This is a genomic window from Streptomyces sp. NPDC107562, from assembly GCF_055657325.1.
The window spans coordinates 1-13,644 of record NZ_JBVKBE010000020.1 but is presented as its reverse complement, the minus strand read 5'-3'; the positions used below and the strand labels follow the sequence as shown (position 1 = coordinate 13,644).

Genomic DNA, 13,644 nt, shown 5'->3' with positions numbered 1-13,644 from the left:
GGGACCTACACCGCCGAACTGGTGCCCCTCCCCTTCTGCTTGGGCAGGGCGAGCTTGATCTCCTCCCGCAGTTGCTGGATCTTCGGGTACTCGGCGTACTGGGCGGTGAGCCGGTACATCTGGCGCAGCCGGTCCCAGGTACGGCGCGAGGAGTTCTGCCCCATGGACATGAGGGCGAGACGGGCGAACCGGTCCGCCTGTTCGGGGTCGTCCGCGATGAAGCAGGCGGACGCCATGGACAGAAAGTCGAAGATCTTGGACCGCTGTTGTGCGTCGACCCGCAGGGCCAGCGCCTTGTCCGCGTAGTGCTGGGCGTGCGCCGCGGCGCCCGGCTCGTGCTCCGCGAGCGTGCGGTAGGCCAGGGCCTGCATGCCGTACAGGTCCGCCTCGTTGAACAACTGCATCCAGCTGGGCGGCGGCACGTCCCCCTTGTCGGAGACGAACAGGTCCTCCGCCCGCCCGAGGGTGCGGCGCATCGCCTGCCCCTTGCCCATCGACGCCTGCGCCCAGGCCTCGACGGTGTGGAACATCGCCTGGGTACGGGGCAGCACCTCCTCCCCCGAGCCGGACGAGGCGAGCTTCATGAGGTCGAGCGCGTCGTCCGGCCGGCCCAGATGCACCATCTGGCGGGCCGCCCGGGAGAGCGCCTCCCCGGCCCGGGGCCGGTCGCCGCCCTCTCTCGCGGCATGGGCGGCGATGACGAAGTACTTCTGGGCCGTGGGCTCCAGGCCGACGTCGTGCGACATCCAGCCCGCGAGGACGGCGAGGTTGGCCGCGACGCCCCACAGGCGCCGTTGCAGATGGGGTGGGTGGCGGTAGGCGAGCATGCCGCCCACCTCGTTGAGCTGGCCCACGACCGCCTTGCGCTGGAGCCCGCCACCGCGGGCCGCGTCCCAGGCACGGAACACCTCGACCGAGCGCTCCAGTTCCTCGATCTCCTGCGACCCGATGGGGGCGGCCTCGTAGCGGTCGAACCCGGCGGGGTCGGCGTGCAGGGGGTCGTCGAAGTGGGGAGCGTCGGCCGCCAGGGCCGGATCGGTGTGCAGCCAGTCGTACATGGCGCTGCTGAGTGCGGATCCCGCGGCGAGCACGGCACCCGCGCCCACCAAGCCGCGTCGGTTGAGCATGAGGTCCATTCCCGTGAATTCGGTGAGGACCGCGGCAGTCCGTTCGGGCGCCCACGGCACACCGTCGGGATGCTCCGCATTCCCGCCGCTCCGCCGTTTCCCCGCACGCCCGTGCCGGACCAGACCAAGGTCCTCCATGGTCACGACACGGCCGAGACGCTCGGTGAACAGAGCCGCCAGCACCCGCGGCACCGGATCGCGCGGGATCTCTCCCGTGTCGATCCACCGCCGCACCCGCGAGGTGTCGGTCGCAAGCTGAGGATGGCCCATGGCCGCCGCCTGCTTGTTGACCAGCCTCGCGAGCTCTCCCTTGGACCAGCCGGCCAGGCCGAACAGGTCCGCCAGGCGGGTGTTGGGTTGTCCGCTCACGTCAAGCCCCCAGGTACTCGGCTGAGTTGACAGTAGCCCGGGGCGAGTTGCCGGGCGACTATTCGCCAGGGTTCGCCAGGGTGCGCCAGATGGTGTGCCACGGGACATCGGGTGTCAGGTAGGAATGCGCCACCCCAACCCGGTCGCCTGCTTGATACGGCTGGTGCATTCCCCAGGGTGCACCCGGGCGGTCGGGCGGGTGGTGCGACGACTTCGCAGGCACACGAAGGGATCTGTTTCGCCCATGTACACAGCATCGTCCTCCGTGTCCGCCCCGCCCCGGCCGCTGCGCCCGCGCCCCGCGGCTCCCGCCTCCTCGAGGCCGGGAGAGCCCCCCCTGCCGGGCGGCGGCGGCCCCTACCTCGCCCCCCCGCGCCCGACGGCCCCCGTGCTCGGCGCGGGCCGGTCGCGACGCCCCGCGGGGCTCGGCACCCCACCGCTCAGCGGCAGACTCGACCTGTCCGGCCCCCAGGGCGCCCAGCTGCGCACCGCGATCGCGTCGGTGCACCGGATCTGCCCGGAGTTCGCCCCGGTGCAGGTGCTGCGGCGCAGCGGCCGGTCCGTGCTGCTGGTCGGCACCACCGGACGCAGTACGGCCGTCGCCAAGTGTTTAGTCGACCAGTCCCCGGCGTGGGCCGAGCGGATCCGCCACGAAATAGCGGCATACCGCTCGTTCGTCCGGCACCGCCCGCCCGTGCGCGCGCCCCGGTTGATCGCGGCGGACCCGGACAACTGCACCCTGGTCATCGAGCGGATGCCGGGACGGGCGGCGGCCCTCCAGCGGCACCCGGTGGAGGCACCGCCGCGCGCGGACATCCGGCAGGCGCTGAGCGCGATCTGCCGGCTGAACGCCTGGCGGCCCCCCGCCGGCACGTTCGACGCGCCGCTGGACTACGCGGCCCGCATCTCCCGTTACCACGAGCTCGGCCTGCTCACCGACCGGGACCTGGGCGACCTGCAGAAGCTGCTGCACGGCATCGCGCTCGCCGCGGGCCGGCAGGGCATGGGCCAGTTCTGTCACGGCGACGCCCTGCTGTCGAACGTCCTGCTCTCACCGGCGGGACCGGTGCTGGTGGACTGGGAGCACGCCGGCTGGTACCTGCCGGGGTACGACCTGGCGACCCTGTGGGCGGTGCTCGGCGACGCGCCGGGCGCGCGGCGGCACATCAGCCAGGTCGCCCAGTCCGCGGGGCCCGCCTCGCGAGACGCGTTCCTGGTCAATCTGATGCTCGTACTGACACGCGAGATCCGTACGTACGAGACGGCCGTGCAGCGTTCGATGCACGACATGGCCCCCGCGGCACCGGGAACGGCCCACCCGGCTGCTGCGCCGTCCGGCGAGGAACAGCGGCTGCTCCTGAGGCGGCTGCACGACGACTGCCAGCTGGCCCGCCGGGCCGTGCGCGCGGCGGTCGGCACTCGCTGAAGGGGGATGACGGTCCGCGGTGTGCCCGGGACAACGGCGCACCGCGGACCTTCGTCGTGCCGGGGCCCGGACAGGCCCCATTGGTGTACTCCACTGACGCCGCGCAGGCCGGTCGGCCGCCGCCGCGAAACTCCCCCCACCCCGCGCTGACCGGGGAAATCGCCGTCCTGGACGCATGATTGACGGATCGTCGGAGAGCCGGTACCACTGTCACGCCCGGTCCCGCACGGCTCATCGCGCTCAACCGTCCCAGGAGGCTGCTTTGCGAGGATTCGCCACCGACCCCCGACGAGCGGCCGGGAAGCGACGGCCGCGCCGCGGCGCCGGCGCCGTCGCCGCCGCGGCGCTCCTGCTGCCGCTGCTCGGCGCGGCCCCGTCCGACGCCGGCCCCGACGACAGCGCGGACGGCCGGTTGCAGCAGGCGTTCGAGCGGGCCGCCGCCGCGTACGACGTGCCGCAGAGCGTGCTGCTCGGTGTCTCCTACCTCCAGTCCCGCTGGGACGCGCACGCCGGTGCGCCCAGCGTGTCCGGCGGCTACGGACCGATGCACCTGACCGACGCCCGTACGGCGCTGGCCACGGCGCCGCATCACAGCGAGGGTTCGGAGGACCCGCGCGGGGACGACGCCCGCCCGGCGCTGCTCCCCGACGCGAAGCTGCCGAAGGACGCCGAACTCCCGGCCCGTCTGCGGACCCTGACGCGGGCCGCCGAGCTGACCGGCATCAGCGCCGAGGACCTGCGCACCGACCCGGCGGCCAACGTGGCGGGCGGCGCGGCGCTGCTGGCCGCCGCGCAGCGGGAGCTCGGCGAGCCGCCCAGCGACGACCCGGCGGACTGGTACGGGGCGGTGGCCCGCTTCTCGGGCGCCGACGACACGGCGACGGCGGCGAGATACGCGGACGACGTGTACGACGTGCTCCGCGCCGGTCTGCAACGGCGCACGGACGCCGGGCAGCGGGTCGGCCTGGCCGCGCAGCCCGGACTCGCCCCCGACACCGCGCCGTTGCGCGGGGCGGGTCTGCGCACGGCGGCCACCGAGGGCACCGAATGCCCGGCGACCGTCTCCTGCGAGTGGATCCCGGCACCGTACGAGGAGTTCGGCGAGGGCGACTACGGCAACCACGACCTGGGCGGGCGTCCGGCCTCGCAGGACATCGACTACATCGTTGTGCACGACACGGAGGGCGCCTGGGAGGGTGTCCTCGACATGGTGCAGGATCCGACCTACGTGTCCTGGAACTACTCGCTGCGCTCCACGGACGGCCACATCGCGCAGCACGTCAAGGCGAAGGACGTGGCCTGGCACGCGGGCAACTGGTACGTGAACGCCAAGTCGGTCGGGCTGGAGCACGAGGGCTTCCTGACCTCTCCGGACGCCTGGTACACGGAGGCGATGTACCGTTCGTCGGCCCGGCTGGTGAAGTACCTCGCCAAGAAGTACGACATCCCGCTGGACCGGCAGCACATCCTCGGCCACGACACCGTGCCCGGCACCACCACGGCGACGATCCCCGGCATGCACACGGACCCGGGCCCGTACTGGGACTGGCGGCACTACTTCCACCTGCTCGGCCGCCCCTTCGGCCCCACCGCGCGCCCGGGCGGCGGCATGGTGACGATCCTGCCTGACTACGCCACGAACCGGCCGGTGTACACGGGCTGCGCCACGGCGGGCGAGCCGTGCGCGACGCACGGTTCGAGCGCGGTGCGGCTGTACTCGGGGCCGGGCGAGACCTACCCGCTGATCAAGGACATCGGTCTGCGGCCGGGCGGCGGCGACTCGACGACCGGCGTCAACGACCTCGGCTCACGGGTCTCCACCGGACAGCAGTACGCGGTGGCCGGACGCGAGGGGCAGTGGACGGCGATCTGGTACCTCGGTCAGAAGGCGTGGTTCCGCAACCCGGTGAAAGCTCCGACGGCGGTGCCCGCCAAGGGCCTGGCCGTCACGCCGAGGAGCGGGCTGGACAGCGTGCCGGTGTACGGCCGCGCCTACCCGGAGGCGTCCGCTTACCCGGCGGGAGTGCCCGTCCAGGCGGTGTCCCCGTTGCCGTACAAGCTGCTCGCGGGGCAGCGGTACGTCGTCGGTGACAAGGTGCCCGGCGAGTACTACTACGCGGTCACCTTCGCCACCGACAGGCATCAGGTGGTCAGGGGTGAGGACATGTACTACGAGATCCAGTTCGGCCACCGGGTCGCGTTCGTCCGGGCGGCCGACGTGAAGCTGTCGTCGTAGCGCCTCAGCCCTGCTGGAAAAGCTCCGCCGGGAGCGGCTTCAGCAGGGCGTACAGGTCGTCGGTGATGGGGCGGTCCCAGGCGGCGATGGTGACGAGGACGTTGTCGCTGCGGTCGAACTGCACGCAGGAGATCCGGCTCTCGGAGAGCTTCAGCCGACGCACGATGAGGAGGTTGTCGCCCTGCATCACCGGCACGTCCTCGGTGCCGGCGACGGTGACCTCCTCGTCGTTCTCCAGGGCCAGCAGCAGCTGGGCCACCTCGAACGGGACCTGGCCCTCGACGACCTCGCGGGCCGGGGAGCCCTCGGGGAGGTTGCCGATGATCATCGCGGGGCCGCGGCCGCCGAAGAGGTCGTAGCGCAGGAAGACGCCCTGGCACGAGCCGTCGGGGGCGGGCAGCAGGCCGGCGCCCAGGTTGCCGGGCCAGTCGCCCGGGTCCATGGCCAGCACGTCGAAGTCGGGCCCGGCGGGGGTGGCGCTGCGGCGGCGGAGGAACGACATGCGGCCATGGTACGTGCCCGCAGGTCGTCGGCGCCGCCGTGTCCTGGAGGGGCGCGGGGAACCGGGCGACGGGCCGCGGCGCGCCGTGGCACGGCCGGCGGAGCGGCTACGCGGGCCGCTTGTGCCGTTCGTGGTGGCGGGCGACCCGGGCCCGGTTGCCGCAGGACGGCTTGCACCACTCCTGACGCGGGTGTTCCTTCAGGAAGTAGCGCACGCAGCGCGGTGCGTGGCAGGCGCGCAGCCGCTGCCGGTCGGGGCCGGCGAGGAAGGCGACCGCGGCCTGCGCGAGCAGCGCGGCCGGCTCGATCTCGCCGTGCGCGGGGTGGTGGCGCACGACGGGTCCGGCGTCGTCGGGCCAGAGCAGGACCGGGACGGTGGGGGTGCGGGCGGCGGCGGCGTTCAGCCGGGCCAGGGCCTCGGCGACGGGCAGCAGACGGGTCGCGTCGGCGGGGCTCGGCGCGGCGGGGCGCACGGCGCGGGCGAACAGGGCCCGGACGGCGGAGCGCACCTCACGGACGGCGGTCAGGGTCGCGGCGTCGGCGGTGTAGGCGGCGGCGTCCGGTACGACGTCGGGGTGGGCGCGCACCCAGGCGGTGAGGCCGTCGGTGCCGGTCAGGTCGTCGGCGACACCGCCGTGCCCGTCGTGCCGGATGGTCAGGGCGAGATCGAGCGCGAGCCGGGCGGCCCGGCTGGTCGGGTCCTGCATGGGCTAATGATACGGGCCACGGTGGCCATTAGCGCGCGGTGCGGCTTTCCTCCGGCGGCGCGGGCGGCACCACGGCGACGGGGCTCGCGGCGTGCAGCAGCACGGCGTGGGTGACGGAGCCCATCATGCGGGCCGGAGCGAGCAGCCGGCGGCGGTGCCGGCCCACGACGACCAGGTCGGCGCCCTGCGAGTGCGCGACGAGCTGGGCGGCGGCGTCGCCCGGCGTCACCCGCGGTTCCGCCCGGACGCCGGGGTGGCGCCTGCGGTAGGGGGCGAGGAAGCCCTCGGCCAGGGTGCGTGTCTCGCTCTCGACGGCCTCCTGGTCGATCCCGGTCGGCAGCAGCTCGCCCGCCGCGCCGGCCCAGAGCTGGAGCGGCCAGGGGAAGGCGGCGACCACCTGGAGGCGGGCCGCGCGCCGGGCGGCCTCCTCGAAGGCGAAGGTGAGTGTCGCGTCGTCCGGGCCGTCGACGTTCAGCCCGACGACCACCCGAGGCCCTGGTTCCTGCGGCGGGGCGTCGGCGACGTCCCGGCCGGGCCGGGGCACCACGACGACCGGGCAGGCGGCGTCCCGGGCCGCGGCGAGGCCGTTGGAGCCGAGCAGCAGACTCGCGAAGCCGCCGCGGCCCCGCGAGCCGAGCACCAACAGCAGGGCGTCGGCGCCCAGTTCGGGCAGAACGGTGGACGGCGTGCCCTCGGGCCCCGCGTACTCCACGTCCGGCGCGCCGGCCACCTGGGCGCGGGCCCGGGCGAGCACCGGATCGTCCTCGGGTTCCGGCAGCCGGACGACGTCGGCGTCGGCGGGCATCCGAACGGCGTACTGCCGCACGTGCACCACCCGCAGCGGGGCACCGCGTCCGCGGGCGGCGTCGAGGGCCCAGTCCAGGGCGCGCAGGCTGTCGTCCGAACCGTCGAACGCCGCGATGACCGGCAGGGTGCTCATGGGTTCCTCACCTCCGGAGTGGCGACCCGCCACGTCCCGGGGCCAGCCTCGCCCAGGCCCGGGCCCCGGGATGCCTCCGGGATCGCGTGTCCGGAAAATCGGGCGGAACGCCTCGCGCACCCGTCGGGTCGCCGGCCCACGCCGGCGAGGCTCAGGTCAGGTCGAACTCGCCCTCCCGGGCACCCGACACGAACGCGCCCCACTCGGCGGGGGTGAAGATCAGGGAGGGGCTCTCCGGGCGGCCGCTGTTGCGCATGGCGATGAAACCCTCGACAAACGCGATCTGGACATCACCCCGGCCCCGGCTGCTGGACTGCCACTCGGCGTTGCTCAGGTCCAGTTCCGGCTTGTCCCAGCCCTTGAGCGGCTGCTGCTGGATGGTGGTCTCGGCCACGTCCTGCTCCTCCCGACTCGTCGTCCGCGGCCAGCCTAGCGATCGGCCCCGAGAGCCGACAGGCCACGTGAGGGGGACCTTTCAGGCGTCCGGCGGCTGCGCTCCCACCAGCCACATGGCGAAGAACTGGGAGCCGCCCCCGTAGGCGTGGCCGAGCACCTTGCGCGCGCCGTCGACCTGGTGGTCGCCCGCCAGCCCGCGCACCTGGAGGGCGGCCTCCGCGAACCGGATCATCCCGGAGGCGCCGATGGGGTTGGTGGACAGCACGCCGCCGGACATGTTGACCGGCAGGTCGCCGTCCAGTTCGGTCACGCCGGACTCGGTGAGCTTCCAGCCCTCGCCCTCGGCGGCGAAGCCGAGGTTCTCCAGCCACATGGGCTCGTACCAGGAGAACGGCACGTAGATCTCGGCTGCGTCGATGTCCCGGCGGGGGTCGGCGATGCCGGCCTGCCGGTAGACGTCGGCGGCGCAGTCCTGCCCGGCACGGGGGGAGACGAAGTCCTTCCCGGCGAAGAGGGTGGGCTCGCTGCGCATCGCGCCGCCGAGCATCCAGGCGGGCGGCCGGGGCGCGCGGGCGGCTCCCGCGCGGTCGGTGAGGATCATGGCGCAGGCGCCGTCCGAGGACGGGCAGGTCTCGGAGTAGCGGATCGGGTCCCAGAGCATCGGCGAGGCCTGGACCTTCTCCAGGGTGATGTCCCGCTCGTGGAGGTGGGCGTAGGGATTTCTCAGGGCGTTGCGCCGGTCCTTGTACGCCACGAGCGAGCCGATCGTGTCGGGCGCGCCGCTGCGCCGCATGTACGCGCGCACGTGCGGGGCGAAGAAGCCGCCCGCCCCGGCGAGCAGCGGCTGCTGGAACGGGATCGGCAGGGACAGCCCCCACATGGCGTTGGACTCGGACTGCTTTTCGAAGGCCAGGGTGAGGACAGTGGTGTGGACGCGGGCGGCCACGAGCTGGGCCGCGACGAGGGCGGTGGAGCCGCCGACCGACCCGGCGGTGTGCACGCGCAGCATCGGCTTGCCGACGGCGCCCAGCGCGTCGGCCAGGTACAGCTCCGGCATCATGACGCCCTCGAAGAAGTCGGGCGCCTTGCCGATGACCACGGCGTCGACGTCGGCCCAGGTCAGCTCGGCGTCGTCGAGGGCCGCTCGGGCCGCCTCCCGGACCAGTCCGGCGAGGGAGACGTCCCGGCGTGCCGCCACGTGCCTGGTCTGGCCCACGCCTGTGACGGCCACTGGTTCCTTGCTCATCGGGGACCCCCTTCGAGTACGGCGACCAGGTTCTGCTGGAGGCAGGGGCCGGAGGTGGCGTGGGCGAGGGCCCGCCGGGAGTCGCCCCGGTGGATGCGGGCCGCCGCCTCGCCGACGCGGATCAGGCCGGCGGCCATGATCGGGTGGGCGGCGAGCGCGCCGCCGGACGGGTTGACGGCCACGTCGTCGCCGAGCCGCAGCGCCTTGCGCAGGACGATCTCCTGCGAGGTGAAGGGCGCGTGCAGTTCGGCGGTGTCGACGGGCCGCAGGAAGGCGCCGGCACGCTCGGCGGCCAGGCGGGTGGAGGGCGAGTCGGTGAGGTCACGGACGCCGAGGCCGTGTGCCTCGATGCGGTGGTCGATGCCGCGGATCCAGGCGGGGTGCGCGCACAGCTCGCGGGCGCGCTCCCCTGCGGCGAGGATCACGGCGGCGGCGCCGTCGCCGATGGGCGGGCAGTCACCGGTGCGCAGCGGCCTCACGACGTGGTCGCCGTGCGGCACCGGGCCGCGCAGCTGGGCGTGGGGGTTGTCCGCGGCCGCGGCGCGGTTGCGGGCGGCCACGGCCGCGAGGGCGGGCTCGTCGGTCTCGCCGGCGTCGATGAGCGCCTGGGCCTGGAGGGCGGCGAGGGCGACGGAGTCGGGCCAGAGCGGGGCGAGGTAGTACGGGTCGAGCTGGCGGGTGAGGACGTCGCGCACGGCTCCGGGCGAGGACTTGCCGTACGCGTAGACGAGGGCGGTGTCCGTCTCGCCGGTGAGCAGCTTGGCCCAGGCCTCGTACAGCGCCCAGGCGCCGTCCATCTCGACGTGCGACTCGGAGATCGGCGGCCAGGCGCCCACGCCGTCCAGGGCGAGCGTGAAGGAGAAGGCGCGGCCGGCGAGGTAGTCGCTGGAGCCGGAGCAGGTGAAGCCGATGTCCGCGGCCTTCAGGCCGGTGCGGTCCAGCACCTCGTGCAGGACCGGCATGACCATCTCGACCTCGGAGAACTCGTCGCTGGTGCGCCGGTGGACGGTCTGCGCGAACGCGACCACGGCGATCTCTCGGGTCACAACAGCTCCTTGTAGGCGTCGTAGTCCGCGTCCGGCTCGCCGGTCGGCCGGTAGTGGTCGGGGTAGCGGGCGTCCTCGGTCCACACGGGTTCGACCCGCAGGCCCATCCGGACCTGGTCGTAGGGGATGCCGCCGATGCGCGCGTGCAGGGCGAGGTCGGCGCCGTCGAGGGCGATGTGGGCGTAGACGTAGGGGACTTCGATGTCGAGGTTCTTGGCCTTGATGTTGACGACGCAGAACGTGGTGACCGTGCCGCGGGGGCCGACCTCGACGCGTTCGGCGGTGGCGACGCCGCAGGTGGGACAGGCGCCGCGGGACGGCACGTACACCTTGCGGCAGGACGGGCAGCGTTCGCCGACGGTCCGCCGGTCCGCGAGCGCCTCGATGTAGGCGGTCTGGGCGCGTCCCGGGCTGTAGCTGTAGTCGAGCCGGGCGTGGGCCACGATGCCGGTGACCGGGTCCTGGAACTCGCCGGTGTGACCGCCCGGCCGTTCGGCCTCGCCGTCGTACGGCTCGAAGCAGGCGATGTCGGTGATGGCGCCGGTGCGTTCCTCGGCCCAGCGGACGCGGACCCGCATGCCGGTGCGGACCGCGTCGGGGCCGGGCGCGTCGAGCGCGTGGAGCAGGGCCGTGTCGGCGCCGTCCAGTCGGACCAGGGCCCAGGCGAAGGCGGTGTCCAGGGGCTGGCCGCGGCGAGGGGCCGGGTTCCAGGCCCACGTGGTGACCGTGCCGGTGGGGGCCACTTCGACGAGGTCGCGCAGCTCCTCGGCCGTCACGGGGTCGTACTCGACCGGTGGGACGAGGGTGCGCCCGTCCTCGGTGCGCACGCCGAGGACGACGCGTTCGCGCAGGCCGGTCAGGAAGGCGCTCTGGACGGGGCCGAGGGAGCGGGTGAACGGGAACTCGACGACCAGGGGGGCTTTGAGGACTTCGGGCATGCCGGGCTCCTTCGACGTCAGGCGCGCTTGTAGTGGGGCGGGCGTTTCTCGGCGAACGCGCGGGCTCCCTCCTTGGCGTCGGCGGTGTCGAAGACCGGCCATCCGCGCCGGAGTTCGGCGGCCAGGCCGTCGGCCTCGGTCATGTCGGCGCTCTCGTACACCGACGCCTTGACGGCCTCGACGGCCAGCGGACCGCAGGCGTTGATCTGTTCGGCGATCTCCAGGGCCTTGGCGAGTGCGGTGTCGTCGGGGACGACGTGGCCGACGAGCCCGATGTCGGCCGCCTCGCGGGCGCCGTAGGGCCGCCCGGTGAGCAGCATCTCCAGGGCGTGGGTGCGGGGGATCTGGCGGGGCAGCCGGACCGTGGAGCCGCCGATCGGGAAGAGCCCGCGCCGGACCTCGAAGAGGCCGAAGGTCGCGGACTCGCCCGCCACCCGGATGTCGGTGCCCTGGAGGATCTCGGTGCCGCCCGCGACGCAGGGGCCCTCGACGGCGGCGATCACCGGCTTGCGGGGCCGGTGGTGGCGCAGCATGGCCTTCCAGTGCAGGTCGGGGTCGGCCTTGAGCCGGTCCCGGTACTGCTCGCCCGCCATGGCCTTGCCCGCCAGGGCCTTGAGGTCCATCCCCGCGCAGAAGGCGCCGCCCGCCCCGGTGAGCACGATGGAGCGGACCGCGTCGTCCTCGTCGGCCTCGGCCCAGCCGTCGTGGAGGCCGACGAGCATCGGCAGCGACAGCGCGTTCCTGGCCTCGGGCCGGTTGAGCGTGAGCACCAGTGTGGCGCCTTCGCGCTGCACGGTGAGGTGTTCGGTCCCACCCATGATCGTCCTCCCCGTCGTCCCCGTCCTGCCGGCCTCGGGCTCGTACGCCGGAACGAGAACAGGTTGCAGCAGGCGCGTCGGGGCTTCAAGAGTTTTCTGACAGTCAGTCAGATTTCTGTCGCGCGGACCCTTCACACTTGTGCCGCCCTTTGCTCTGATGACCGGCAACCGAGGGGCAGCGAGGTCAGGAGGAGCGGTGGAGTACAACCTTGCCGACCTGTTCGAGTCGGTCGTGGACGTGGTGCCGGGCCGCGAGGCGCTGGTGTACCTCGACCACCCCGGCACGGGCGCGGAGCGCCGGCTGACGTACGCCGAGCTCGACGCGGCCGCCAACCGGATCGGTCACCACCTGCTGGAGAGCGGCGTCCGCCCCGGCGAGCACCTCGGACTGCATCTCTACAACGGCGTGGAGTACCTCCAGACCGTGCTCGGCTGCCTCAAGGCGCGGATCGTGCCGGTGAACGTCAACTACCGCTATGTCGAAGAGGAGCTGGTCCATCTCTACCGGGACGCCGATCTGGTGGCCCTGGTCTTCGACGCGGAGTTCACGGACCGGGTGGCGGCGGCACTGCCCAGGACGCCGCAGGTGCGCCACCTGCTGCGGGTGGGAGGCGGAGGTCCGCTCGGGGTGCCGTTCGCGCGGGCCGAGAGCGGCGGTTCACCGGAGCGCGGGTTCCCGGCGCGCTCCGGGGACGACCAGTTCATCATCTACACCGGCGGCACGACGGGGATGCCGAAGGGGGTGATGTGGCGTCAGGAGGATCTGTTCTTCTCGGGCCTCGGCGGCGGGGCGCCGACGGGCGAGCCGGTCAAGGCGCCGCAGGAGCTGGCCGAGCGGGTCGCGGCGGGCGGCTCGGGGATCACGTTCTTCCCGACTCCCCCGCTGATGCACGGCACGTCCACGCTGACGGCGTTCATCGGCTTCGGCTTCGGCCAGCGGGTGGTGCTGCACCGCAAGTTCGTGCCCGACGAGGTGCTGCGGACCATCGAGAAGGAGAGGGTCACCAGCGTCTCCCTGGTCGGCGACGCCATGCTGCGCCCGCTGATCGACGCCCTCTCCGGCCCCCTCAAGGGCACCGACTGCTCCGCCCTGTTCAGCGTGTCGTCGTCCGGCGCGATCATGTCGGAGACTGTCCGGCAGCAGTTCCTGGCCCTGCTGCCGCACGTGATGCTGCTGAACAACTTCGGCTCCTCCGAGTCCGGCTTCAACGGCACGGCGACGGACGACTCCGGGCCCGGGCGGGGCTTTCGCATCCGGGTCAACTCCCGTACCCGGGTGGTCGATCCGGCGACACGCGAGGGGGTGGCCGTGGGCGAGGTGGGCCGGGTCGCCCAGTGCGGCCACGTGCCGCTCGGCTACTACAACGACCCGGCGAAGACCGCGGAGACCTTCTTCGAGAAGGACGGGGAGCGGTGGGTGCTGCTCGGCGACATGGCGACCGTCGACGAGGAGGGCGTGGTCACGGTCCTCGGGCGGGGGTCGCAGTGCATCAACACGGGCGGCGAGAAGGTGTACCCGGAGGAGGTGGAACAGGCCCTCAAGTCCCATCCGGACGTCTACGACGCCCTGGTGGCCGGGGTGCCGGACGCGAAGTGGGGCAACCATGTCGCGGCGGTCGTCCAGCTGCGCGAGGGGGCATCCGAGCCCACCCTGGCGGACATCCGGACCCACTGCCGCGACCGCCTCGCCGGGTACAAGATCCCCCGCCAGCTGATCGTCACGGACACCATCCGCCGCTCCCCCAGCGGCAAGGCGGACTACCGATGGGCCCGGGAGGTGGCCACGGCGGCCGACAGGTCCTAGGGCGTGTCCGCAAAGTCAGGTCAGCCAGAGTCGTAGGCAGGCGAGGGTGACCAGGGCTTGGTAGTGCCGGGCTCGTTTGTCGTAGCGGGT

The 13,644-nt window shown here is 73.3% G+C and carries 12 protein-coding genes; 3 read left to right on the top strand and 9 right to left on the bottom strand.

The window, feature by feature from the left end; translation table 11 throughout:
- Positions 1 to 5 precede the first annotated feature (5 nt).
- Positions 6 to 1,496, bottom strand: a complete 1,491-nt coding sequence (locus tag ACZ7LV_RS35545) for a DNA-binding protein NsdB (protein WP_471945486.1) — start codon at positions 1,494 to 1,496, stop codon at positions 6 to 8.
- Between the two features lie 244 nt (positions 1,497 to 1,740).
- On the opposite strand from ACZ7LV_RS35545, the gene ACZ7LV_RS35540 reads away from it, so the two are divergent.
- A complete protein-coding gene (locus tag ACZ7LV_RS35540) occupies positions 1,741 to 2,922 on the top strand; it encodes an aminoglycoside phosphotransferase family protein (RefSeq protein WP_471945485.1) in 1,182 nt (393 codons plus the stop codon).
- 262 nt (positions 2,923 to 3,184) lie between these two features.
- Positions 3,185 to 5,158: an N-acetylmuramoyl-L-alanine amidase gene (locus tag ACZ7LV_RS35535; protein WP_471945484.1), complete on the top strand. Its 1,974-nt coding sequence runs from the start codon at positions 3,185 to 3,187 to the stop codon at positions 5,156 to 5,158.
- A gap of 4 nt (positions 5,159 to 5,162) precedes the next feature.
- Here the strand turns inward: ACZ7LV_RS35535 and ACZ7LV_RS35530 are convergent, their stop codons facing one another.
- The 8 genes from ACZ7LV_RS35530 to ACZ7LV_RS35495 all read right to left on the bottom strand — a co-directional run bounded on the left by ACZ7LV_RS35530 (position 5,163) and on the right by ACZ7LV_RS35495 (position 11,750).
- Positions 5,163 to 5,660 (bottom strand): hypothetical protein, encoded by a 498-nt coding sequence (locus ACZ7LV_RS35530; protein WP_401671053.1) that lies wholly within the window; start codon positions 5,658 to 5,660, stop codon positions 5,163 to 5,165.
- A gap of 106 nt (positions 5,661 to 5,766) precedes the next feature.
- On the bottom strand, positions 5,767 to 6,366 hold the full coding sequence (locus tag ACZ7LV_RS35525; protein WP_471945483.1) for an ABATE domain-containing protein: 600 nt from the start codon (positions 6,364 to 6,366) through the stop codon (positions 5,767 to 5,769).
- A 28-nt stretch (positions 6,367 to 6,394) separates the two neighbouring features.
- Positions 6,395 to 7,306 (bottom strand): universal stress protein, encoded by a 912-nt coding sequence (locus ACZ7LV_RS35520; RefSeq protein ID WP_471945482.1) that lies wholly within the window; start codon positions 7,304 to 7,306, stop codon positions 6,395 to 6,397.
- 151 nt (positions 7,307 to 7,457) lie between these two features.
- On the bottom strand, positions 7,458 to 7,700 hold the full coding sequence (locus tag ACZ7LV_RS35515) for a DUF397 domain-containing protein (protein WP_401671060.1): 243 nt from the start codon (positions 7,698 to 7,700) through the stop codon (positions 7,458 to 7,460).
- An 81-nt stretch (positions 7,701 to 7,781) separates the two neighbouring features.
- A complete protein-coding gene (locus ACZ7LV_RS35510; protein WP_471945481.1) occupies positions 7,782 to 8,948 on the bottom strand; it encodes a thiolase domain-containing protein in 1,167 nt (388 codons plus the stop codon).
- The gene (locus ACZ7LV_RS35505; protein ID WP_471945480.1) at positions 8,945 to 9,994 is read right to left on the bottom strand and encodes a thiolase domain-containing protein; all 1,050 of its coding nucleotides are present in this window, start codon (positions 9,992 to 9,994) and stop codon (positions 8,945 to 8,947) included. The genes ACZ7LV_RS35510 and ACZ7LV_RS35505 overlap by 4 nt, the downstream gene beginning before the upstream one ends.
- Positions 9,991 to 10,932: a Zn-ribbon domain-containing OB-fold protein gene (locus ACZ7LV_RS35500; protein ID WP_471945479.1), complete on the bottom strand. Its 942-nt coding sequence runs from the start codon at positions 10,930 to 10,932 to the stop codon at positions 9,991 to 9,993. The genes ACZ7LV_RS35505 and ACZ7LV_RS35500 overlap by 4 nt, the downstream gene beginning before the upstream one ends.
- Positions 10,933 to 10,949: 17 nt before the next feature.
- On the bottom strand, positions 10,950 to 11,750 hold the full coding sequence (locus ACZ7LV_RS35495) for a crotonase/enoyl-CoA hydratase family protein (protein WP_471945478.1): 801 nt from the start codon (positions 11,748 to 11,750) through the stop codon (positions 10,950 to 10,952).
- A gap of 196 nt (positions 11,751 to 11,946) precedes the next feature.
- Here ACZ7LV_RS35495 and ACZ7LV_RS35490 point away from each other — a divergent pair, with 196 nt between their 5' ends.
- A complete protein-coding gene (locus ACZ7LV_RS35490) occupies positions 11,947 to 13,554 on the top strand; it encodes an acyl-CoA synthetase (RefSeq protein ID WP_471945477.1) in 1,608 nt (535 codons plus the stop codon).
- Positions 13,555 to 13,644 lie beyond the last annotated feature (90 nt).

Excerpts from the sequence above, each read along its gene's own strand:
- ACZ7LV_RS35540 (WP_471945485.1), top strand. The coding sequence starts at position 1,741 with ATGTACACAGCATCGTCCTCCGTGTCCGCCCCGCCCCGGCCGCTGCGC.
- ACZ7LV_RS35530 (WP_401671053.1), bottom strand. The coding sequence starts at position 5,660 with ATGTCGTTCCTCCGCCGCCGCAGCGCCACCCCCGCCGGGCCCGACTTC.
- ACZ7LV_RS35525 (WP_471945483.1), bottom strand. The coding sequence starts at position 6,366 with ATGCAGGACCCGACCAGCCGGGCCGCCCGGCTCGCGCTCGATCTCGCC.
- ACZ7LV_RS35520 (WP_471945482.1), bottom strand. The coding sequence starts at position 7,306 with ATGAGCACCCTGCCGGTCATCGCGGCGTTCGACGGTTCGGACGACAGC.
- ACZ7LV_RS35510 (WP_471945481.1), bottom strand. The coding sequence starts at position 8,948 with ATGAGCAAGGAACCAGTGGCCGTCACAGGCGTGGGCCAGACCAGGCAC.
- ACZ7LV_RS35500 (WP_471945479.1), bottom strand. The coding sequence starts at position 10,932 with ATGCCCGAAGTCCTCAAAGCCCCCCTGGTCGTCGAGTTCCCGTTCACC.
- ACZ7LV_RS35495 (WP_471945478.1), bottom strand. The coding sequence starts at position 11,750 with ATGGGTGGGACCGAACACCTCACCGTGCAGCGCGAAGGCGCCACACTG.